The sequence below is a fragment of the Vibrio sp. 1151_11 genome, from assembly GCF_029478525.1.
Classification (GTDB): domain Bacteria; phylum Pseudomonadota; class Gammaproteobacteria; order Enterobacterales; family Vibrionaceae; genus Vibrio; species Vibrio anguillarum.
On sequence record NZ_SHMN01000011.1, the window covers coordinates 1 to 22,090 of the forward strand.

16 protein-coding genes, 1 other RNA gene and 1 pseudogene are annotated in these 22,090 nt (G+C 41.8%); 3 read left to right on the forward strand and 15 right to left on the reverse strand.

Annotated features, from left to right (window positions below):
* Positions 1 to 123: 123 nt before the first annotated feature.
* From EXZ60_RS09715 to EXZ60_RS09735, 5 genes and pseudogenes are all read right to left on the reverse strand, one after another.
* Positions 124 to 1,182, reverse strand: a pseudogene (locus tag EXZ60_RS09715) (TniQ family protein); the annotation flags it as partial.
* Between the two features lie 127 nt (positions 1,183 to 1,309).
* The gene (locus tag EXZ60_RS09720; RefSeq protein WP_277435634.1) at positions 1,310 to 1,762 is read right to left on the reverse strand and encodes a hypothetical protein; all 453 of its coding nucleotides are present in this window, start codon (positions 1,760 to 1,762) and stop codon (positions 1,310 to 1,312) included.
* Entirely contained in the window at positions 1,759 to 5,670 is a 3,912-nt protein-coding gene (locus EXZ60_RS09725) for an RNA-directed DNA polymerase (RefSeq protein ID WP_277435635.1), read from the reverse strand. The genes EXZ60_RS09720 and EXZ60_RS09725 overlap by 4 nt, the downstream gene beginning before the upstream one ends.
* 11 nt (positions 5,671 to 5,681) lie before the next feature.
* Positions 5,682 to 7,463 (reverse strand): restriction endonuclease subunit S, encoded by a 1,782-nt coding sequence (locus EXZ60_RS09730; RefSeq protein ID WP_277435636.1) that lies wholly within the window; start codon positions 7,461 to 7,463, stop codon positions 5,682 to 5,684.
* Complete coding sequence (locus EXZ60_RS09735) at positions 7,463 to 8,953, reverse strand: N-6 DNA methylase (protein ID WP_064625663.1); 1,491 nt, start codon at positions 8,951 to 8,953, stop codon at positions 7,463 to 7,465. The genes EXZ60_RS09730 and EXZ60_RS09735 overlap by 1 nt, the downstream gene beginning before the upstream one ends.
* Before the next feature lie 164 nt (positions 8,954 to 9,117).
* Between EXZ60_RS09735 and EXZ60_RS09740 the strand changes: the two genes are divergently transcribed.
* On the forward strand, positions 9,118 to 9,516 hold the full coding sequence (locus EXZ60_RS09740) for a hypothetical protein (RefSeq protein ID WP_064625665.1): 399 nt from the start codon (positions 9,118 to 9,120) through the stop codon (positions 9,514 to 9,516).
* 130 nt (positions 9,517 to 9,646) lie between these two features.
* Here the strand turns inward: EXZ60_RS09740 and EXZ60_RS09745 are convergent, their stop codons facing one another.
* Entirely contained in the window at positions 9,647 to 9,796 is a 150-nt protein-coding gene (locus EXZ60_RS09745; protein WP_017045295.1) for a hypothetical protein, read from the reverse strand.
* Positions 9,797 to 9,871: 75 nt separating this feature from the next.
* Between EXZ60_RS09745 and EXZ60_RS09750 the strand changes: the two genes are divergently transcribed.
* Positions 9,872 to 10,249 (forward strand): elongation factor Ts, encoded by a 378-nt coding sequence (locus EXZ60_RS09750; RefSeq protein ID WP_194567848.1) that lies wholly within the window; start codon positions 9,872 to 9,874, stop codon positions 10,247 to 10,249.
* Positions 10,250 to 10,294: 45 nt separating this feature from the next.
* Here the strand turns inward: EXZ60_RS09750 and EXZ60_RS09755 are convergent, their stop codons facing one another.
* The 3 genes from EXZ60_RS09755 to EXZ60_RS09765 form a co-directional block, all read right to left on the reverse strand.
* Positions 10,295 to 12,745, reverse strand: a complete 2,451-nt coding sequence (locus EXZ60_RS09755) for a DEAD/DEAH box helicase family protein (RefSeq protein ID WP_277435637.1) — start codon at positions 12,743 to 12,745, stop codon at positions 10,295 to 10,297.
* A 136-nt stretch (positions 12,746 to 12,881) separates the two neighbouring features.
* Positions 12,882 to 14,258: a DEAD/DEAH box helicase family protein gene (locus EXZ60_RS09760; RefSeq protein WP_017049078.1), complete on the reverse strand. Its 1,377-nt coding sequence runs from the start codon at positions 14,256 to 14,258 to the stop codon at positions 12,882 to 12,884.
* Positions 14,252 to 14,797, reverse strand: a complete 546-nt coding sequence (locus tag EXZ60_RS09765) for a hypothetical protein (RefSeq protein WP_277435638.1) — start codon at positions 14,795 to 14,797, stop codon at positions 14,252 to 14,254. The genes EXZ60_RS09760 and EXZ60_RS09765 overlap by 7 nt, the downstream gene beginning before the upstream one ends.
* 100 nt (positions 14,798 to 14,897) lie before the next feature.
* Between EXZ60_RS09765 and EXZ60_RS09770 the strand changes: the two genes are divergently transcribed.
* Positions 14,898 to 15,206 (forward strand): helix-turn-helix transcriptional regulator, encoded by a 309-nt coding sequence (locus tag EXZ60_RS09770; RefSeq protein WP_261919065.1) that lies wholly within the window; start codon positions 14,898 to 14,900, stop codon positions 15,204 to 15,206.
* A gap of 3 nt (positions 15,207 to 15,209) precedes the next feature.
* Here EXZ60_RS09770 and EXZ60_RS09775 read toward each other — a convergent pair whose 3' ends face one another.
* The 6 genes from EXZ60_RS09775 to EXZ60_RS09800 all read right to left on the reverse strand — a co-directional run bounded on the left by EXZ60_RS09775 (position 15,210) and on the right by EXZ60_RS09800 (position 22,047).
* Positions 15,210 to 16,307, reverse strand: coding sequence for a TniB family NTP-binding protein (locus EXZ60_RS09775; protein WP_274674149.1), 1,098 nt, complete (start codon positions 16,305 to 16,307; stop codon positions 15,210 to 15,212).
* Positions 16,273 to 18,138, reverse strand: coding sequence for a Mu transposase C-terminal domain-containing protein (locus EXZ60_RS09780; RefSeq protein ID WP_277435639.1), 1,866 nt, complete (start codon positions 18,136 to 18,138; stop codon positions 16,273 to 16,275). The genes EXZ60_RS09775 and EXZ60_RS09780 overlap by 35 nt, the downstream gene beginning before the upstream one ends.
* 2 nt (positions 18,139 to 18,140) lie before the next feature.
* Positions 18,141 to 18,764: a TnsA endonuclease N-terminal domain-containing protein gene (locus tag EXZ60_RS09785; protein WP_194662334.1), complete on the reverse strand. Its 624-nt coding sequence runs from the start codon at positions 18,762 to 18,764 to the stop codon at positions 18,141 to 18,143.
* Positions 18,765 to 18,882: 118 nt separating this feature from the next.
* Positions 18,883 to 18,979, reverse strand: an RNA gene (gene ffs / locus EXZ60_RS09790) — signal recognition particle sRNA small type.
* Positions 18,980 to 19,153: 174 nt separating this feature from the next.
* Positions 19,154 to 21,220 (reverse strand): GGDEF domain-containing protein, encoded by a 2,067-nt coding sequence (locus tag EXZ60_RS09795; protein ID WP_277435640.1) that lies wholly within the window; start codon positions 21,218 to 21,220, stop codon positions 19,154 to 19,156.
* 83 nt (positions 21,221 to 21,303) lie between these two features.
* Positions 21,304 to 22,047 carry a hypothetical protein gene (locus tag EXZ60_RS09800; protein ID WP_094131912.1) on the reverse strand — a complete coding sequence of 248 codons (744 nt, stop codon included), beginning with the start codon at positions 22,045 to 22,047 and terminating at the stop codon, positions 21,304 to 21,306.
* Positions 22,048 to 22,090: the final 43 nt, after the last annotated feature.

Below are 22,090 nucleotides of genomic sequence, written 5' to 3' on the forward strand. Positions count from 1 at the left end.
GCTAGCTTCAGTGCTTCTGCTTTAAATTCAGCAGAATGGAGAATACGTTTTTTCTTGTTTGTCATGGTTCACCTCATTAGTGATTGTACTCACTTAATTAGGTGTCCAAAACTGGTGGTGCGGATCATACAACCGATACACCTCATCCGTTGTGCAAGAAAGCAATGTAGACACTTCTAAGGGGCTTAATAGCACATCGCCTACATTCCCTTTGCTGCACAAAGGTAGTGTTGCCATTAACTTTGTAAAATAGGCTAACACTTGAGTGAGCACGCTATTACGCTCTAACTGCCTACTTGGTAACTGGCGGCAATCTTTAAGCAAAGCGCCAAAAACCTCATTGAAAAACGTCTTTTTCCAATCTTTGATTCGAATGAGATCGGCTTTGTTTACCAACTCATCGAGTTCTTCCTTCAGCGCTCTTGGCCAACAAGAACAATACTCAACAAATGACTCAAAACTGATGTTCTCAATATCGCCGTAACGATTAACGTACCATAGTAAAAAACCATAGCGCTCAGAGAGCGTCATTTCAGCCTTCAATAATCCCAAAGGTTTTGAGTCATTTCCTGACAACCATCGAGCAACCAGTAGCGCAGCCACTGGCGCATCTTCTACCGGTGAGTTTCGGAGTTCAAAACCGCATTCGCATTGGCTAATACTCTCCGTGGTTTGGTATTCCAATCTCGATTGGCACTCTGGGCAGTGATGAACCAATTTACAGCCATGGCGCTCACAAGCTTGCTGAGAAAGAAATTGCCACTGCTGGCGAATGTATGGGGCCTCACTAATACATAAAGGGCAAATAGGTGTGAAGCGTTTACCAAGAAAAACGAAAGGATAATCAGCTCCCAACCGATGCACGGCTTTGTATTCGGGAGAAAATTGAGCTTTTGAATGTGACAACGCAAGGCGAAGTGCACCAAAGTTATTGAGTTTTAATTGGTTCTCAAGATGGATAAGAACTCGCACACGCATTTGGCTTGTGGTTTGCGCGTGGTAGATATTGATTCGGTTGAGCTCTAAGGGGAAAGCACCGGGAATCGCTTCATGCTGAACCAACGTGACATACCAGATGTCTTCAGCAAAATGAGAAAATCGCTCGTAGCCTTGTTCTTGCGATAAGCGCAACAAGAAGCTTTCGAGCGATTCGTCAGGGTAAAGTTGAATGTCCGTTTTCACATATCACCACTAAAACTTAGAGTATCTAAGTTTTAGTATTGCTGCTATTTTCATTAAATCAAATTTAGTGACAACAAATTGTGGCTAAAACTAGGTCTAGTATTCAACTATAATAGATATTTTTCCTCTAATCTATTAAGTCTTCAATTAGCGCTTGCAAAGGCTTGCACCACTCTTTTCTCTCAACAGAGCCTGAACCTTTTAGATGCCAGACATGCTTTTTTAGTTGGTTGCTAATAGCAACCTTCCATTCTTCATCGTTTGGAAGTACATCCAATATCTGTTCAAACGCAAACAACATCTGCGCTACAAACCAGCGGTATTGGATATAATCTTTTTGGTTCGCTTTTATCTTATTTTCCTTGGCATATGCAAAATCAGGCGATTGCTGGCATAACTCCAAAAATTTTGAGTACGCTGAATACGCTGTGGCACGTCTAGCCTCTTTCTTTGAACTAATCCATTGATTATATGCAAAACCTGCTGCAACAATCGCTACAATACAAGTACCAATATTGGCCCAACTTACCCATAGACTAACGTCAAGCAAAGCAGCCCAACCTGTTTTAAAACATGTCATGTCCTATCCTTTTGCATCATTACACCAGCAGGTTCTGTTTTAGTGGTTTTATCAGATTTCATCCCTTTACCTACGTTATCGCGCCTAAAATCAAACATATTCATTTCAAATGTGTTAATGGATACTTGGTTATTCCCGTGACTATGAGCAATTAGGCGGTGATACGGTTCGCTGTAAGGGGCTTTTGCGCAAGAACCTCCGTACTCACCTGAGTTAACCAACACCACTGGTTGGAACATATGGTAGTGAAGTGCGTCAATCATAGTATCAAACGTATTTACATCTCTATTTAGTGCACATACAACATAAGCATTGGACTTATCTCGTAAGTCAGCACTTAAAGATATATCTGTGGCGTCATAACAGATTGAGCCTGTTAGTATAAAGCCTGTATCGTTAGGAAACCTAGGATGTTTTAATTCAAGCATCAATTGATACGGTCGCCATGACTGGATATGGCCTTTTTCCGCATACATCATATTTTGCTTTCCTTGGAACCGGATAAGCTCCTTTTGATTAGTATTGGCCTTTGGTGGTACGATCCAGACAGCACAGTTATTTGGCCCTTGAACACCTTCCTGTTCAATAAAAACTAACCCCGCATAGATGATTGCATGACTCTTGCGCGATAGATCAATCAGAATATCCATATCATCTCGATGGACTGATAATTCAGGCCATACGATTAAATCAATTTTTTGACCTCGCTCATTACGTTCTTCATCGGTTACACGCTGGGCATCAATATGCTTACGAACTAATGCAGCCACATCGGCAACGTGCCTCCGATGAAACGACCGAAACTTCTTATCATCTAACATCCAACCGTAATCCTCAAAATCTCGAATACGAGGCAACTTAGACTGAACCATTGCAACAGTTAATTCACGCTTATCCTCCGTCCAATCAAGCATTACTGATTCAATCAAACTAGGCATAGTTGAGTGTCTACAGTATATTTTTTCTAAAGTACTTAAACGTTGAACAATTAGATTTTTAAAAGAGGTGATGGTCCACTGGTTAGGCCATGTATAACCTTGGTCGTTAACATTGATACCTGGCCAAATGAGAAGCTTAGATATCAATGTGGTCAACCAATGAGAAACTTGAGCAGATTCACCGACTATAGCTTGTGGGGTATTCATCATCCCCAATGTTCTTTTATCTGGACTCGTTTTAATTCCTCTATAACCAAGTTTTGCTGTCATAGATGAGCCAAACCCAGACCAATCGACATTTCCAACTAGTGCAGAGCGTGCGCAAATTGCGATTTTTTGGATCGCACTAATTTCAGAGGACACATCAGTTAGGTGTGGACTTAGTTGTGATTGAGATTCGGTAAGTTCTAGTTTGACTTTTAATTTTGCATTGAACAGCCCGAACTGAGGAGTACGATGATAGCTTGCACCTTCTAGGTTAACTTTGGTACGAGTAATGTCTATCAGTTGATTTGTATTAGCTTCAAGTAATTGCTTAGGCTCTTCCAGTAGCGATAACATCAATTTGAGCAACATGACTTCATTTGCGTAAGGATTATCACCACGTTGGATGAGACTCAATAAAGATTTATCACCGCTAATTTTTTCTAGCTCTCCAAGTAACGTTTTACGATCAATCGCATATTGTTTAGCAAGCTTTTTGATACTCTCTTGTTTTGCCCATTCCACACCAAGAGAACGAGCATGTCTGATTAAGGCTATGAATAGCGTTAGATTTTGCGAAGCAATCTTGGTTAAGATAGACAAGCAAACATCTGGCTTTAACTTATCCAAAAGACAAGAAATTGAACGAGTTAAGGGTTTATTATCATCGCTAAATTGCGCAGCAAGCAACACATTTGCTGCAATTTTAGAAGCATTAATTTGGTTATCAGGTTTGATTTCCCTAAAGCCCTTGATTAACTTAATGATCATATCATGATCAGCATTGCTCGAACTTTTTTCTAGGTTCGAATCTCGTCTGCAAAGCAGTAAAAACTGTGCTTGCTCTAAGAGCAGATTAAAACGACTGTTTCTAACATCAGCATTATTGCAAACCAACATTGCTTGATGTTGAAGATGTTCGAAGTATTCATCATATTTAGCATGAAGTGGGATATATTTAGGGTCTAAACGGTCAATAACAGTTGCACTATGGCGGAATACTTCTGATAGGCAGTATCGTGCAACCGATTGAATTTTAGCCTCAGGGTCAATTAACTTCTTGTTTAACTGCTGTAAGACAGGCTCCAACAAACGACTACATGGATAAAGTTCTAGACCTTTTTTAAGGAGTAACACGAGCGAAGGATCATATGACCATGCAGCTATTAAGCGTCTCGCTAATCGCTCTTGTAAATAGTCCCAATCACCTGCAATAGCGTTTCCATTAGCGTCCACTTCATGGGCGCTGAAATTACGAATGCCTTTTAGTAGCTTGGATATTTTATTGGCGGCGAAACGCTTGATGGTATCATCACGAACATCAAGTTCGCTTTTATTAATTTGAGCAAGCCGATTGGGGACACAAGTATCATCTTGTTCCGGTACTCGGTCACTAGCGACGATAGATAGCAAGGATTCTAGCTGGCCAAGAGTTTCTTGGGATTCATCAAATGCAATTGGCCCGCTAAGTTTTTGCTGAATATGCGTAAGCTCTTTAGATATCCCAGCTACACGTGGCTGATAGTGCTGTATTTTAGTTTTACCATCGTTTAACTTGAGGTCATCAAGCTTTGATTTTTTGATGACATCTTTGATGGTTGCAATGATTAGCTTCTCAACATCAAGTTTAGAAATCGGGGTATCAGGAGTTTTAGGAGTCGCAGATACAACCAAACGCATGTCATCAACATATCGGCAATAGTCAACTAAAGTGACTTCAATATCAGCGATACTGGTTGTAGGTTCCAATACACTTCCAATTAAATCTCTAAAGTTTTCGTCAAACTCAAGCATGTATACGTTAGCTAAAAAACCGCCTGCTACTAAACCCTGTGGAATGCCTTTCGGCGCAGACATCACCTCTTCATTTTTACAAACCTGATTGAACTCCAGAGCAGCCTGTTCACTCCACTCCCAAGTTTCAAAGGCTGCCAGTAGTTTATTAAGATGTTTAACTTTCCCTAGGGTTTTAGCTTCGACGGTTGCGACAGTTTTTATGAGTTCACACAACTTTTTGCGGTTAACTAAATCAAAAAACTTGGCGAGGTCCACATCTAAAATGAATACTTCATGGTTCTCATCGAGTTCAGTTCTCGCTTTCTTAGCAAAATAGAAAGGGCGTTCTAAAAACTTCCGGTTATCAACAAAAAATTTACTGTAAGTAGTAGTACCACCATAGCTGTGCTCCGCATTGCCCTGCTCGTCGTAGCGGCAATAGAGGCGGTTGCCGTAGCTGACCACCTTTTTTTCATGTACTAACTTTAGCTCTGTACTAGGGTCACCTTGACGTGTTTCCACCTGATTAGCGATGCACATCATCAACAAAGTCATCATGCTTTGTTCACGAATAGGCATATGTGCAAGAGGTCTCAATGAAAATGCTATATCAGCAGGTTTTTCAGTGTTCTTTTTAAATTCTTCAGAGTTCTGGTTGTATTCATCCAACGCTTCATTTTTCGGCTGCCATGTTAAGCATTCCTCAGAACCAAAACCTGTTTTTTTGAACTCCCAGTTATGTTGCTTAGGTGCAGGGACAAGCTCTAAAGGCTTAAAAGCCAAATCATCTTGCTGTAAATCATTGCACCACTGCTGTGCACTTTCCAACAACGATAATGCTGACAAGTCCAATTCAAAATTGTCAGCATACCAATTAGCAGTACGGATATATTGATGACTTTTTTTCCATGCAAGCGTCATCAACAAACTGTCGGTTAAGTAATCGTCATCTAAGACAAGCTGCTCATATTTCTTTGCAATACTTGGCATGTTCTATTCCCTTAAACCGCCTGCTCAACAATCGCATCAGTAAGCTGAAGTTGGGTTTGTTGACTGTCACGAAGACGTTGTTTTAGTTGGTCGCAAAGAAATATCATTTCATCCACAACAGATACAGTTTTAATTTGCTGTTTCTTTGGAGGTAAGGGAAATGGAAGCATTTCTAATTGTTTTGTTGAAATGTGAGGAACCCCATTACTTCTACCTGGATCTATCGAAGAGATAAACAAATAAGATTCGAGCCAATTCGATAAATAAGATGAATTTACACTTGCGCAATATGAAGAAAACTTGGCTACACGCTGCAATAACAAGCAAGGTAAATCAGCCTCTTCGATCACTGCATACTTTAAGCCCGTATTTATAATCGGACGATCTAACGAGATAACGATATCCCCAGCGTTCAAACTGAATTTTTCATACTCTTTAGCTAATTCATCGGAAACACACGCCAAATCAGACCATTTAGTTTCACTATGCGCAATGTTAATGTTACGAAGCAACTTAACTCCCTGCTCGGTGAACCAATCACTCTTGAAAGCAAATCCATTTAGAAAACTAAACAAGCTTCCCAAACGACACCACTCCCACCCTTTCGGCAGTTCAAACGGCTTTTCATCCTCAGTTATAAGCGGCAGGGCTTTTTGCTTTTTGATTTTCTTCTCTTTCACCAACTGCGCTTTTTCTTCCTCAATACGCTCAAGCAGTTTTGCTGCAGGTTCATCATTCGGATCTTGCGGTACCAGTTTACCCATTACCGCCAGTTGCAGGATGGTTTGTTTTAGCTGTTCGATGCTTTGTTCTGTGGTGAACAGGGTTTCGAAGTGTTCACTGATGCGTGCCCAGTTCGCCATCAGTTCGGTGGCGTCTTGGCTGTTGGTGAGCGTCGCGAGCAGGGTTTCAACCAATACCTGATGCGCTTCAATGCTGGCTTCGGTTTGTTGCTCTAGTTGGTCGCAAAGTGTCATTAGTTCATCGACTTTGGCGACGATGCGGTGTTGTTCTTTAAGTGGAGGGTAAGGTAATGGGTTACCTGCAAAAAAATCTTTAGGGACACGCTTCTGACCAGCGGAGCCCGTCATTTGGGTCTCACCCACTTTAAGAAACATTGGCGCTTTCAGATATAGCAACACAAATAAAGGTTCAAGAGCTCCTAAAATAGGTCTAGCAACGTGAAGCTCTGTAGTTCCTGTTCCTACACCATTTTTTAGGTCAGAAAACACAGCTGCTTTGCTATTTTCAAAACAAGGCGTTATTTTCGCTAGTGCAATATCACCGTCACGAAAGTGAGTGTAGCCTTTTTTAATATCTTTCCAGCTTCTCACTTCAGAGCCATGATCACCTTTATAGCTGGTTGATATCATCGGCATAGGAACGAATGATGCTTCAGACTCATCTTCTACATCGCTATTTCTAGGTCCGATTTCCGATAACTCAGATAATCGAGTCCATTGCCAACCTAAAGGTAATTCGAATAAAGCTTCCTCATCTCGAACTTCTCCGAATAATTTTTGTTTCTTAATCTTCTTATCTTTCACCAGCTGCGCTTTTTCTTCCGCAATGCGTTCTAGTAAAACAGAAGCAGGCTCATCAGTTGGGTCTTGTGGCACTAACTTACCGCGCACTGCCAATTCCAAAATTAGCTCACGCAGTTTCTTCACGCCATAAAGCTCGCGCTTTTTGCTGCTGCCACGGCCAGAGGCTGACTTGGTTTTAACGGTTGAAGTCCAAATATCGATATTGTCTGTAATCAACTGGTTCATAGAGGTTTGTTCTGCGCTCATTATTTACTCTCACCCGTTGCTTCACCTACAGATGATTTCAGCGCAGTGCCTAGAATGTCTTTCAGCTGATTACGAAGATGTGAGATCTCTTGCTGCTGCTGTTGGTAGCTCTCTAATAGCTCGTTTGGATCGTGGCTGATCACTTCACCTTGATATGGGTTTTTAATATCTAGGTTGAAGTTACGGGCGATGATCTCATCAACCGAGACTTTCCACGCGTGGTTGTTCTCTACGCGGCTGGAAAAGCCGTCTTCTTCCTTGCCCCACCAGTCGATTTCAGCCTGAAACTCTTCAAACTTCATCGGTTTGGTTTTGCTGTAGTTCTTCACGCCCTCTGGGTATGGATGCTCGTAGAACCACACTTCTTTGGTTGGTTTGCCTTTGGTGAAGAACAGAATGTTGGTTTTAATGCCCGTGTAGGGGTTAAACACGCCGTTTGGCAGGCGCACAATGGTGTGCAGGTTACATTCTTCGGTTAGCAGCTTTTTGATTTTGGTTTTTACGCCTTCACCAAACAAGGTGCCGTCTGGCAATACCACACCAGCGCGGCCATTTGCAGGATCCAGTACTTCAATAATCAGTTGCAGGAACAAATCCGCCGTCTCGCGGGTTTGCATTTCAGCAGGGAAGTTCTTTTCAATGCCATCTTCTTCGGTGCCACCAAACGGTGGGTTAGTCGCAATTACATTGATATTGCTATCCCAGCTTGAAAGCGGTTTGCTTAATGTGTTGCCGTGCTTAATTTGTACAGGTACTTCAATGCCGTGCAACATCATATTGGTAATACATAGAAGGTGTGGCAGTTGTTTTTTCTCGACACCGTGGATTTGCTTTTGCAACGTTTGGTGGTCAGCGGCTGTTTTTACGTAGTTGTTTTTAACGTGGTCGAATGAACAAGCAAGGAAACCGCCCGTCCCCGTTGCAGGGTCCATAATGGATTCACCTAATTTTGGATCTAGACGGTCAACGATAAAACGAGTGACTGCACGAGGAGTATAGAACTCACCCGCATTGCCTGCGCTTTGCAGGTCTTTTAAAATTTGCTCGTAGATATCACCGAATAGGTGGCGCTCTGAAGAATCAGTAAAATCAATTTCATTCAGTTTGTTGATTACTTGGCGAAGCAACGTACCGTTTTTCATGTAGTTGAACGCATCGCTAAACGCTTCTTTCACCACATAACCACGTGGGTTCAAGTCAACAGGGGCGATTAGGTTTTTTAGCTTGTAGAACAAGTCGTCGTTTACGAACTCAAGCAGTCGATCACCGGTAATGCCTTCAGCATCTTGAGCCCAATTGCGCCATAGGTATTGCTCAGGGATTGGAGTTTTATAATCGTCCAGTTCCAGTTCTAACTCTTCTTCTTGAGCATCAAACACTTTAAGAAATAACAACCAAGACATTTGCCCAAGGCGCTGTGCATCACCGTCGACCCCCGCATCTTTACGCATGATGTCTTGAATGGACTTGATTACTGAACTGATAGACATGGCTTACTACTTTAACTGACCTAAAATTTGGCCGAATTATAGCAGAACTTAGATCAAAAAATTTAAGCTAGCTCTATGAATGTATAGGAATGATTATGCTTTAATCACTCAAACACGTATTAAAACGATCTCATAGAACAATAACCCACCAATTTGGCTAGAAAATGAAAATAGAATGCCCGCATTGTCAGACGGATAACCTGATTGAATTTGCTGAGAACATTTCATGCACTGAATGTAAGAAAAATTTCAAAGGTTATAAATTCAGTAAACGAAAGCTCGTTTCTGCCAGTACAGCTTTTCTGGTTGGTGCTGTAGGCGCTTACGCTGTTGAAAGTGAATTAGACAAAGAAAGGTATCCTTTGGAAATAGAATACGCGATTGTCGATACTTGCGTAAATTCTAGCGAAAACCTTGTGTCGGTAAGTTGGTATGAAAGTAAACGGGAAACCTGTTTATGCGCATTAGAAAAAACCGAAAATGATGTGGCGTTCTCAGACTATAAGTCTGATCAAGAGATGTTCCTTCACACATTCAAGCAACATGCTAGAAGTTGCTCTTAAATAAGAGAGGCAGCATTTAGCTACCTCTCTTTTAAATATTAACGCTTAGGTGTATTACCGCGCCCGGGACCAGATGGATTACCAGTTTTGCTTGGGTAGTTTGGGTTTTGATTACTCATGGTAATTTCCTCTATTTAGATGTTTTTTGGTTGTTGGCAGCAGCACGCTGTGCTCGGCCAACAAAATCGCCTTTTGGTACTTTGCCACCATTTTGTTTTGCGACATTACCTTGAATGCGAGCAGCGGCTTCAGGTGTCATTGGGGTTTTAGATTTAGTCATGATTTTATCCTTTGTTATCGTGATTAATGTGTCTTCGCTAAGACAAAGGAATAATAACTAGGAGGTTAGGGACAAATGGGGACAGCTAAAAAACAAAAGCAAAAACAAATTCAACACACTTTGGATGCCTTGGGTTGGAGTCATCATCAGTTTGCAAGCGTGCTTTATGATGAGCTCAACAATAACGATGATTTTAAAGAGACTGACAAAGATGAGATTCGTAAGCTGGGTCAAAATATTAAAAAACAACTAAAACGTGAATCTACCCCTGACGAACGGCTAAAACAATACTTGAAAATACTCGCGGAACACCCTGATTATCAAGCTTTAAAGCTAGGAATGGTGGTTCCCAAGTATGTTGAGCATGACTGCATCAATAACGCTTTAGCCAACCAACTAGCAGAACTCTCTGCAGAACTAGATCTGTTCAATGACAATGAAAAAGGCCGCTAATTTAGCGACCTCAACAGTTTTCGTATCTACACTTTGTGAATATCGTTACGCAGATTGATAGATAGCCGCTTCTAGTTCATTAACTGCTTCTAAGTATTGCGGTTTGCCACCAAAACCATTGTTAATGATCTCTTTCATGCTTCCGATTTCATTAAATGGTGCGACTTTAAGCACGGTAATATTTTCAACCTCTGCCACGCCACCATCGGCGTATTTGTCTAACAGATTGTTCAGTACTTGTTGAGCGGTATCGCCATATTTGGTGAAGTAGTTACGCTTCTTGACGTTGTCCGCACGTTCTTTACGAGTTAAAGCGGGTTGGCCGTAAACGACATGACAAATCATATCGAATGGGTCCATATCTTTACCTACCTCATCTTCGAGTACTTCCCATAAAATACCTGCTTCTGCTAGTTCATCAATAATGGCTTGTTTACGTTCAGATTCATTCCAACGTTTAATAAAGTCATTGAGAGATGCAAACTGCTTCACCATTGTCTTACGTGTGTAATCTTTGAATGATTCGGTCACAAGCTTACCATCTGAATCGTAATATTGAACACGCTCAGCAAGGGCTTTAACGGATACGCCATTTACATGGAATTTACGAACTCTGTTTTCGTCGTTCCAATCATCATTGCCTTCTGCACCGCCTTTCGATGAACCACCAAAATTATCACCGTAAGAAGATTCAGGCTCTTGGATTGAATCAGAGTCAATATCTTCATCACCAAATGGGTTGTCGGCATCAATATCATCCATACCCTCAATGATGTCATCTAAGTCGTCTTCATCTTCAAACTGTTTAGGAGTGGTAACTTTTACACGCTCAGGAGTACCATCGAAGCGTTCATCAGCGAACAACTCTGTGGCTTTTTTGAAATCTAAAATAGTGAACCATAGCTTGCCATAGCGCTCATCAATACGAGTACCACGGCCGATGATCTGCTTAAACTTGGTCATTGACTGGATACCTTGATCAAGTACTACTAACTTACAGGTTTTAGCATCCACACCGGTGCTCATTAGCTCTGATGTTGTGGCAATAACAGGGTACTTTTTCTTCGGGTTGATGAAGTTATCCAACTGAGCTTTGCCAACTTCATCATCGCCCGTGATCTTCATTACGTACTTGTCGTTCTTATTCACTTGCTCTGGATTTAGATTAACCAGTGCTCGGCGCATACGTTCTGCATGATCGATGTCATTACAGAAGACAATAGTTTTCGCCATTGGGTCAGTACGATTTAAATAGTTGGTAATGGTTTTAGCAACTAACTCTGTGCGCTCATCAATTATCATCGTCCGGTCAAAATCTTTCTGATTATAGATTCGATCTTCAATGATTTCACCGTGCTTATCGGTTTGCCCTTTGGTTGGTCGCCAACCCTGAACATCAATATCAATATCGACACGTATAACCTTGTAAGGGGCTAAGAAACCATCTTCGATGCCTTCTTTTAGCGAGTAGGTATAAACAGGATCGCCAAAGTATTCAATGTTTGACACTTCATCCGTTTCTTTAGGCGTCGCAGTCAAACCAACTTGGGTTGCCGAGCTAAAGTACTCAAGAATTTCTCGCCAAGCGCTGTCTTCAGATGCACTACCACGATGGCATTCATCGATAATGATTAAGTCAAAGAAATTAGGGTCAACTTGCTTATAGGCTTTTTGCTCTTCTTCTGGCCCTGTTAGTGCTTGATACAACGCAAGGTGTACTTCAAAAGCAGGATCAACTTTGCGCCCCGTTATTTTGGTCATTGCTGTACCGAACGGCTGAAAATCATTGGTTTTGGTTTGATCAACAAGAATATTGCGGTCAGCAAGAAATAAAATTCGCTTTTTGGCTTTCGCTTTCCATAGTCGCCAAATGATTTGAAAGGCAGTATAGGTTTTACCTGTGCCTGTCGCCATTACTAACAAGATTCTATCTTGCCCAGTTGCGACGGCTTCAACTGTTTTGTTTATAGCCTGCAACTGGTAGTACCGAGGGGACTTACCGCTCCCATCATCGTGATAATCTTGAGTGATCACGGGTAAGTGCTCCGTTTTATATCCTTTCCAAAGGCAGTATTTCTCCCACAACTGTTGTGGTGTTGGGAAATCTTCTAAACGAATTTCAGTTTCAAGTTGAGCGGAATTGGTTAAATCTCTAAAGATAAAACCATCACCATTGGATGCGAAAACAAAAGGCACTTCTAACAAAGAGGCATAATCGATTCCTTGTTGCATGCCTTTACCAATTTCATGTTTGTTCGCTTTCGCTTCCACAACGGCAAGTGGCATACTTGGTTTGTGATAAAGAACAATATCTGCTGATTTTACTTTTTTACGAGCAGCCGCTTGACCTCGCACAATGACTTTACCATCACGCAATTTAACTTCTTGGCGGATCTGAGCCATATCATCCCAGCCAGAATTTTTAATCGCAGGAAGTATGAACTTAGTAATAATGTCAGTTTCAGATAATTTTGCTTTATTGACGCCGGTAACCATACTGCAGACTCAGAAAATCGTTTAGTTGAGCAGTATATAACAAAGTTCATATCAAGCCGAGCGCATTACCTTTGCTGCCCTAAGGTTATATCGTGCCTTCATCACATTATGGTTCCCATCTTAACCTAATCGACAATTAAATAAATGCTGATAAAACCCGTTGCTTAAACAGACCAAAACGCAGCTCCTCAAACGTTGGGGAGTACTCAGAATTCTTGGACACTGAGTCACTGTCTATTTGTTGCCAAGTAAAAGTATTCGCTTGCGTTGATGAATGTCGGTTTAATTCTGACTGTGGAGCTATTGAAGTATTAAGAAAATTTAACTGTTCTTCATCCTGTTTATCCTTTATGAACATGCACGTATCTGGGATATCTTGTTCGATCCGTTCAGCAAAACCGACAAGGCTTTCCTCCGCAAAGGTAAAAAGCCACGCTTCTTGATTTGGGCTGTCTGTGACTCTCAGTATTCTACCTAAAACTTGCCTAAAATAGAGTTCTGTTTTCACTGAGCTCATATGACAGCAAACCTGCAACCGAGGAATATCCGTACCTTCACTTATCATCCCAACACTGACTATCCACTGACTGCTCCCATGCCTAAAAGCATCAATTTCTTCAAGTGGCGAATCATGATGGTACGTAACAATACACGCCGATTGCCCAAATTTTTGTATCAGTAACTCCTGTATCACTTTCGCATGCTTAACCGAGGAAGCAACAACTAGACCGCCAGCTTGCGGTGATTGTTGACGGATCTGCGCTAGTTTTTTGCACCCTTCCTCAAGCAAATAACCCATAGCCTCTTCATTGTGAATAACGCTTTGATAAGAAATATCTGATTCTTTGAGAAGATTTAATATCGAAGAAAAGGACTGCATCTCACCTTTGCCGTCGATGGTTAAATGTTCATTGTCTACCAATACGATTTTTGGACGTCGGCAGACCTGATCTTGGATGGCTTGCTTTAATCCATATTGATAATCGAAAATTAGCTGACCTTCAGGGTCGGTATAGTCAGCCATCGCAATAGGTAGAGAATCAGAACGCCACGGCGTTCCTGATAAAGCGAGAGTGTATTTAGCCAATCCTTGAATTTTCGCGAGCACTTGCTCACCCCATACATTTGATCGCCCTTGTTCTTCATAGGAGCAATGATGAATTTCATCAAACACTACAAACACACGATGCTTGCTCATCGTACTCCAAAAATCATCACCTAAAAAACGAATAGTTTGATAAGTATAAGAAGCGCCTAAAGAACCCAAACCACCATTAAATGAGCAATCTAATTTCCAAGAAAATGTTCGTTTAATGCTTTCAGAGACTGTGAGTGATGGAGAGAAGCACAACACGAGATCTATTTCATCACGTATAAATAACTGCTTTGCTAATTCAGCGGCCATCACTGTTTTACCTGCACCCGGCGTTGCTTGACAAAAGAAGTGAGCATGTTGTTTTTCAAACTTATTCAGAGCTATTTGTACACATTGATCTTGCCATAACCTTAACATTCAATCCCTCGAAAACCAGATGCTTTAAGAGCTTTAGATATAGCGTTAATTTTACCAAGCAGACGAGCTGAACATTCCTTTGCATCAGTAAACAAAGGTAAAATCAGATCACGATTTTGTGGAAATCGGTTGATCAAGGATTGATATTCTTCAACTTCACCAAGAACAATTGCCAGCTCACCTTCATGCTGATTTTTTTCTTTTAGTAATACAGCTAATCCACTCATCGGTACTTCAGTGATTAACTCTGTTTCAGGTGGTGACTTGACCTCTGATTCACGGGGTGAAAAGTCTATTTGACGAAATAACTCTGTCTTTTGGTATCTCTTAGCCCGATCTTTTCCTGTAGAAAAAAGCCAACCTTTACGTTCAAATGAGAGTATTTGCCTATATACATACTTTCTCGCTTCATCCGGATCTGTGACATTTTTAGTAATCGACATCAACGCATCTCTCAGTTCAACAACTAAAAAGTTATCCATCTCTTTTTCTATCAATAGGTTAAACATGTATGCGTTTATTTTCTTGGATTTCTTCATCTGAACATTTACACAACTAAAACTTAGGATTGCTAAGTATACAAAAATCAGTAAAACTTAGACAATCTAAGTTATCTAAAGGTTGAAAAGAAATGTGTAAGTGCAAAAAGACAACCCAATCCCAGCGAGGCTCAAAGCTGCGCGTAAAAAAGCCAAGATCACCCAAAAAGATTTAGGGGTGAAAATAGGTATGGAACCCAGCTCGGCGAGTGGGCGGATGAACCACTATGAGAAAGGTAGACATGTGCCCGATCTTGGCACGCTCGAACGAATGGCTGAAGAGTTAGACGTACCACTAAACTACTTTTTCTGTAGAAACGAATTAAGCGCTGAACTGGCTTGCGTGATTGACAAAATGAGTGATGAAGAGAAGGCGGTACTGTTGGACAGCCTAAACCGTGAAAAGTAGCCTCTAAGCTTTAAGCCCATTTTTACTCAATAGCATGCTCAACGGAATGGCGTCAGTAAAGCGAGGAGCCACTATTTTATCTTCAGTGGTGATCGCATTTAAGTTGTAAACAGAACCAGAGTCAATTTGATGAAGACTAAGCTTCTCTAAAGGACGATCAAACGGGTTATCTAGGTAAGGGAACTTGAATGCAAAAGTGCGTGACAAAATTGCTCTGTCGATCGTATCAGCATTCTCGTTAAAACTCATAAGCAGCGCGTCTTTCAAGAAATGTTTTAACGTTCGACATTCTCCTCGGCACATTGCAAACAAAGGATATAGCAGTTCATTCTTTGTAAGTACTGGTGGCTCATCAAAGCCCATCCTTGAACTCAAACCCGCGACAAATCTGGCGAAATGCTTTTTTTGTTCTAAGTCAAACCCATAAGATGCCGTTCTACTCGAATGACTATTCGCTTTCAACAACTTGAAATAATGTATCTTTCTCCTCCAACTTAGCCGCGAGTTCCATTGTGGTTCTGTCGCTATCACATCAGCATAAGGCATACCCACTAGCACAAACGAGACTCTTGCTTCTTCACTTATATATTTGAATGTGTTGGCAATAACTTGTCTCTGTTCTGCGGTTGAAAACTCAACAAGCTCTTGAATTTCATTAACAATAATCAGCTCAACAGATTTTCGTTTAAGTTGCTTTACAACCGCTTCGCCAAGAGCGATTTCATTACGACGCCGAACACCTCTTCCTCCTGATTTACAATCTAAATCAACCAAAAATTGGGTAAGCGTATTCTGTTCATTGATACGGCTTGGCACTCTAGTGCTTAATACTGGCTGCTTTCCCCAAGTTGAACCTGATTGAAAGCGTGATAAGTAGTGGTTGATCAGAGCCGTCTTTCCACTTCCGGCCTCACCAGTTAACAAGAAAGACTCTGGTTCACCACCTAGAGTGTGATTGAAACGAAGTTGATCGAAAATAGAGTAGATTTCAGTTATCGCGGGATACTCGATAAAGCAGGTTTCAAAGGACTTTAGCTGCTCAAGCTGCTTTGGCGTTAAATTCAAATTAATACCCTTCAATATCTTCAAAATCATCGTCATCTAAGTGCTCTGTGGCATCGAAGACAACCTCAGATTTGTGCCTAACAGGAGTCTCGTTGATCGAGCTTGGTCCCTCAGATCCGACATCATTAAACTTTGCTAGTTTCGAAGTGTTACCTGTTTTAGGAAGATTGGGCTTGCTACTTTTAACACGACGGAATCTATCGGTTTCTTCCTGGATACGTTTTTTCATATATAGAAATGTATCCGCAAGAGCCTCATCATCAGCGAGCTCCTTGGTGTTCAGTCTGCGTACTTTTTGTATGCGCTGGTGTTCAAAAAGTGAAAGTCCGTTTGTATACCCGCTGTTGTCTACCGCTGGAACTTTTATGTACTTCTTTTCTGATTCTAGGTAAACATGAATGTAGCTGATATCAGAAGGATCTGTTTTGGTCTTAAAAAAAAGCTTTTTGCCATTATTAGGTGTGCAATATTTCCGATATTCAATAAGCTCGGCGGACTGATAACGTAAGTTATGCAGCCTGATCCCAGCCACTCCAATGGTTCTGTGTCTAAGCAATCCTAACTCTATTCTGAGTTGCTCCTTCTCAGCACCATCATAGTAAGAAGGCGTCCATTTCGATTGGTGCCACTTGTGGTATGGAATCTCACGCTCTCTAGAATCTGGTGCCATGTGATAATAGTCGACAATCCATTTATGGAGTAATTCAAGAAATACCGATACCCTGACCACCGCATCCTTCTTCGGATTGTAATCTTGTAGTTGAGTAGGATTGGTGAAGGTTTTTCCAGGCAGCGCGTTAACTAACCCTTTATTCATTTGATCGAACAACTTTTCGATCCCTGACTTTCGCCAAGGCTTCGCTGCTTGACTGTATTGAATGTCTGACACCAAAGGCCGTAACGAATCTTCCAAGCTTTGAGTCCAAAACTCGGCACCGTTATCGACGACCAAGCAATCAATCTTACCGTGGCAAGGCCACTCATTCTCAATCGATGGATACTTTGCTTTGAGCCAGCTTTTATCCAAAAGTGAATTCAACAGAGCCTTTCTAACAGAGTCAAAGCTTGGCTCTCTAAAGTTGATACTGCAACCAACAATGCACTTACTGAAACGGTCATAAAGCATCGTCAAATAGGGGCGGCCCAAAGGAATATCTAATTCATCATCAATCAAAATCACTGGAACTGGTGTATGGTCTATTTCAACAAACTCCATAGGTTTAGTTGCAGCGACCTGCTGACCAACCGAGCGATACTCCCGATCTGCATATCGTTTACCAAATCTTGCAATCGCCACTTCATAAGGGGGCAACTCATTTATTCGATTGTAAAAAGAACGTTCGGCAATTGGCTTGATTTTTCCTTCAACAATCCCTCGATTTATTTGAATCACTCGACTCTTATAATATCGGTATGCTTCTGCAACGCTAAGTCGTTCACGTGTCAGGTATACGTTCTGAATTGCCTCGTCAATCAAGGATTGCGAATCCATTTCTTTCTGGCGATTACCCTTAAACGTATGCTTCGGAATAAGTGCCCATGGTTCTCTACCTGCTTCAGAGTAGGATTTTTTCCAAGTTGCTACAGTCCGCCAACTAGGGGGAGTCAGTTGTAATTCTGACTCAACAAGACTTAAGATGGGGTTCAAGTTTTTCTCAGTCCACCCACCTTTCAAGCGCTTCTCCACAAAGGTAATAACTTTTATGCGGCGAAGAACCTCTTCCTGAATTTTTGCTGGCAAACTATCTATGGTCGATGATATTTCAACGGGTTCTAGAATTAGCTCCTTTGGGAGCAACTGCGATTCTTCTTCTGACGCTTCAAACTCATCAAAGAACCCAAATATGTTATTAGAGTCAGGTGGCATAGTTAGCACCAAACGCAAGTTTCTAGACCAAAGCCAATAGTGTTGAGATCCGTTTTAACGTGTCCCGAAGAGATCCAAGGTAGAGTAGAGATAAGCGTGTCTTGCTCTGATAGACCAAAATACAAAGACACCTCTTGTAACTTCACCATTTGCTTGCGTTGAATAAATGCCAAAACTCGCTTTTGAAATTCGGTCACTGTGCGCAATCCTGAATAGCGGTGTAACAACTTAAAGTTATCTAGTGTTGGTCCCATCCTGATTTGCTTTTCAGTAACGAGAACTAACCGTCTGTTGAAATCACTCAACGCTACTCTCTGCTTCTCTTCAAAGCGCTCCCTAAAATCAGGTTTAAGAATCTGGCTAGAGTGTTTGACCTCGAAGAATGTTGATTGCTCATTATGACCTATTGCTAAAAAGTCAGGAGTATATCGGCACTTGCGGTTATTGAACTGATAATGGAAGCCAAAAGGTTGAGAGGTAAAACTCTTGATGTTTGGGTTGTATTCGAGGTGAAAACAGAAATCGAATTCCAAAATGGAAAGAGTGCGAACAACAGCATCGTTCTTCAAGCTCATGAACTTACAGATGTTGTGTACGTGAGATGATTTCTTAGTTTGGTCAAACATAGCCAAGTCACTTTTGTTGTAAACCTACAACAAAAAATAGACTATGAAAACTTATGGTGCAAATATGAAGAAAGCCTGCAATTTATGCGAACATATATTGCAGGCTTCAAAAGGGTGGAGGCCCCAGCCACATCCCGGCACACACGTCGCCTGCTGCGGCTGCTCCCTTCCGGGCCTGACCGAGTTCACAAGTTAGTGTTGCGGGAGGACCAGAGCCTCCATTGATTTGTTTTCTTGGCTTGCTAGCCAAAGAGTGCGGCGATTATCAAGCATCATAGTAATGATTGCAAGCCGAAATCCCAATGGATGGAAGCTTTTTGTTTTAAGTGAACACCATTTGAACAAATCTTCTATTTTCTCTTCTACTCAATAAAATAGGTGAACTATTTTTAGCTCTTATTTGAACTTCTGATTATCTTGAGAAGAGGCTTTGTATTATCTCGTTGGCCGCTACCGTGGTGCTTACTTTGGTACATGGCAATATCAGTTTGGTGCAATACTTCTTCCAGGCTCATGAAATGATCTCTGTAATTCGACACACCAATCGCCACATTGACTTTTATGTTTAAATTTCGAGCAGAATCGCTGTAGGTAAAGGACTCTAACTGCATTAACACAGGCTCAAGCTCCTCATCGCTATATTGCCCAATCAGGATAAACTCATCACCCCCGATTCGGTAACTACGACCACGCCAAATAGAATCGATACGGCTGGCAAGTGCTTTCAACACTTCATCCCCCACTTCATGACCATAGTTATCGTTTATCGGCTTAAAGTTATTCACATCTAAATAAATCAAGGTTAGATCGCTGTTTAAGCCTCTCGAATAACGGCGATATAAAGCTCGGCGATTACGCAGCTTGGTTAAATTATCGGTAACAGATTGTGAGTGTAGATAGAAAGCGACCACTAACAAGAAGCCAAATACCAACGTAAACAGCCATTGAGTGTGGCGTGAAAAAGTTTTCTCGGCCGCTAACGTTGCTCGCCAATTCGGTTGATAATCATAGGTGTTGATGATTTTCTGCGTATCAATCATCTTAATAGCACGAGTAAATAAAGGAGCCAGCGAAGCGCCCATGCTATTTTTGGGAAAGCCCATTGCAATCTCAGACGAGTAAAAACTGCCGATAAATAGATCTTCCTCCAACGGCAATAAGTTATCCGCTTCACGCAATATTTGGTTAAAGTTAGCACGGTTTAGAACGATGTAATCGACCTCCTTACCGAGCAAGGCTTTGACCAATTCATTTTGAGTTTTATAAACATGTAGCACTTTATTGGGCAGCATTTTTCCTAACAGCTCTTCAAAGAAATCTTCTTTAATCACGCCGATGCGCTCAACAATTAATTCAGACACATTGCTGTAAACATTGTCTTTGTAATTTTCACGCTTAATCAAGACGGCTTCAGGCTGGTAATACGTGTCACTGAAATAAACGTCGGATTTTCGTTGTTGAGAGACGGTAACTGGTACTAGGATATCAATGCGTTTATTGACCAAATCGGCATACATACTCTCCCACGTTTCGTCTGGCTGGCTGGCCAGTTCGCATTTGAGTAACAGAATGTCACATGCTTTAAAAACAATGTCCGCGTTTATTCCTTTCACTTTACCATCGTGCTGATACTGAGCAAATTGGCTGATGTTCTCCAATTTTACTTTTAACGGTCGCTGCACGTTTAAGCCACTATCGATGACTGATTGACGCAACGCCTGCTTGCGGATATCAAATTGGTATTTTTGTACTGATTCTCTAAGCAGTTTTTGTACCGACGCTGAGTGTACATATTCTTGAATTTGGTTGAGTAATAAAGTGTTGTGCCCTTTTGGCGTAATAATGGCAACCGGCTGAATAGGCAGTTGGTCATTAAGCAATTGAGCATCGAGCCCTGCGATCAACATCGGCTTTAATTGATTAATCGCGTCTACGACCACATCGACTTCAGCCATGCTTAAAAGTTCTTTGGCACGCCGAGCACCATCATACTCAATCTGTATAATATGAGGGAAATAAGCGGCAATCAGCTCACCATAAATCGTTCCTTTGGGAACCCCGACCCTCGCCAGATCGGTTAACTGTACGTTGCTGTGGCTAAATGCATAGGTGTATTCAATATTGGTAGGACTAGAGAAATCAAAGCGTTGAGCACGCTGTTCGGTGTAAGTCACATTGGCTGCAAAATCGCTCTCCCCTTGTTCGATAGCGGTCAAGATCGCATCAAAGCTGGGGTAATTAACATAGTCAATCTCGAGGCGAAATTGGTAAGCAATGGCATCAAACAAAATACGCGTGACAACATCGTCCGCTTCTGTCGCTACTCGATATGTTTTAGCGTTGATTATGGGAGCACTGATGACGCTGTGTGCCGCCGTTGCTAGCCATAAAAGACCTATTAGCCGAAATGCACGAACCATGACGTTTATATTGTTGTAATGAGAGGTGAGCATCATATACTAATGCTCTATATATGCATAAGAATGAAGTCACAACTTCACCCACAACATGCTCTAATCTACATTCAGTTGTGTTCTGGTCATTCGGTATTCTCTTCGGTGCTCTTGAGTAGATAATCAGTCATCCAAGCGGTAGCCAGCAAACAGATCCAAACCACGAATACGGGGTTTGGTACGTCACTTGTGGGCGAGACGACTAAGCTTGCAAAGCCTACCGTTGGAAGTGTCCAGCATAACAAACCATTCCAATTCACCGCGACTGGTTTGGATTGGGTTAAACTTTCCATCGACGCCATAATGCCAGTAATGCTTAACGCAACTAACACCGCATACGAGAAATCGGCCATCCATAGCGGTAGCAGTAACCCTAACGCCCACCAACGGTGCTTATTGGATGGCTTCCAGTGCGCAACCGACCACCAAACAACGATAACAGAAAGAGTCTGAATAGCAGTAAGCCAGCCTGTACCGCCTAATTTCCCAGCCGATTGAGTAACGATGATACCGACTTGCAACGTCAGTACGATCAACGTGCTCACTAAGATAACACCCATGCTACTGCGTTTAGAAAAGACCACCATCAACAACGGGAGTAGCACCCAAACACTGACAGAAAGGGCGATCGGCTGATAAGATAAAGTGAAACCGTAAGCGGTCATTGCAGCCAATAACAACACACCCGCGACACCCCCTTGCGGTAAAATCCACAGCGCAGGGATCACGATGGCCAGCACAGGGATGTCCCCTTCGCTTAAACCTATGGCTCTTGCACAAACCACAGCCAACACAGTTGTGATTAAAAATTGAAAGGTAGAAAATAGCATGCCCTCTCCTTATACCGTTCCTTGGTAACTATCGAACTAGGAC

Coding starts and splice junctions, on each gene's coding strand:
- EXZ60_RS09765 (WP_277435638.1), bottom strand. CDS start 14,797: ATGAAGAAATCCAAGAAAATAAACGCATACATGTTTAACCTATTGATA.
- EXZ60_RS09800 (WP_094131912.1), bottom strand. CDS start 22,047: ATGCTATTTTCTACCTTTCAATTTTTAATCACAACTGTGTTGGCTGTG.
- EXZ60_RS09735 (WP_064625663.1), bottom strand. CDS start 8,953: ATGTCTATCAGTTCAGTAATCAAGTCCATTCAAGACATCATGCGTAAA.
- EXZ60_RS09760 (WP_017049078.1), bottom strand. CDS start 14,258: ATGTTAAGGTTATGGCAAGATCAATGTGTACAAATAGCTCTGAATAAG.
- EXZ60_RS09755 (WP_277435637.1), bottom strand. CDS start 12,745: ATGGTTACCGGCGTCAATAAAGCAAAATTATCTGAAACTGACATTATT.
- EXZ60_RS09785 (WP_194662334.1), bottom strand. CDS start 18,764: ATGTTTGACCAAACTAAGAAATCATCTCACGTACACAACATCTGTAAG.
- EXZ60_RS09725 (WP_277435635.1), bottom strand. CDS start 5,670: ATGCCAAGTATTGCAAAGAAATATGAGCAGCTTGTCTTAGATGACGAT.
- EXZ60_RS09720 (WP_277435634.1), bottom strand. CDS start 1,762: ATGACATGTTTTAAAACAGGTTGGGCTGCTTTGCTTGACGTTAGTCTA.
- EXZ60_RS09775 (WP_274674149.1), bottom strand. CDS start 16,307: ATGACGATGATTTTGAAGATATTGAAGGGTATTAATTTGAATTTAACG.
- EXZ60_RS09740 (WP_064625665.1), top strand. CDS start 9,118: ATGAAAATAGAATGCCCGCATTGTCAGACGGATAACCTGATTGAATTT.
- EXZ60_RS09795 (WP_277435640.1), bottom strand. CDS start 21,220: ATGATGCTCACCTCTCATTACAACAATATAAACGTCATGGTTCGTGCA.
- EXZ60_RS09730 (WP_277435636.1), bottom strand. CDS start 7,463: ATGAGCGCAGAACAAACCTCTATGAACCAGTTGATTACAGACAATATC.
- EXZ60_RS09750 (WP_194567848.1), top strand. CDS start 9,872: ATGGGGACAGCTAAAAAACAAAAGCAAAAACAAATTCAACACACTTTG.
- EXZ60_RS09745 (WP_017045295.1), bottom strand. CDS start 9,796: ATGACTAAATCTAAAACCCCAATGACACCTGAAGCCGCTGCTCGCATT.
- EXZ60_RS09780 (WP_277435639.1), bottom strand. CDS start 18,138: ATGCCACCTGACTCTAATAACATATTTGGGTTCTTTGATGAGTTTGAA.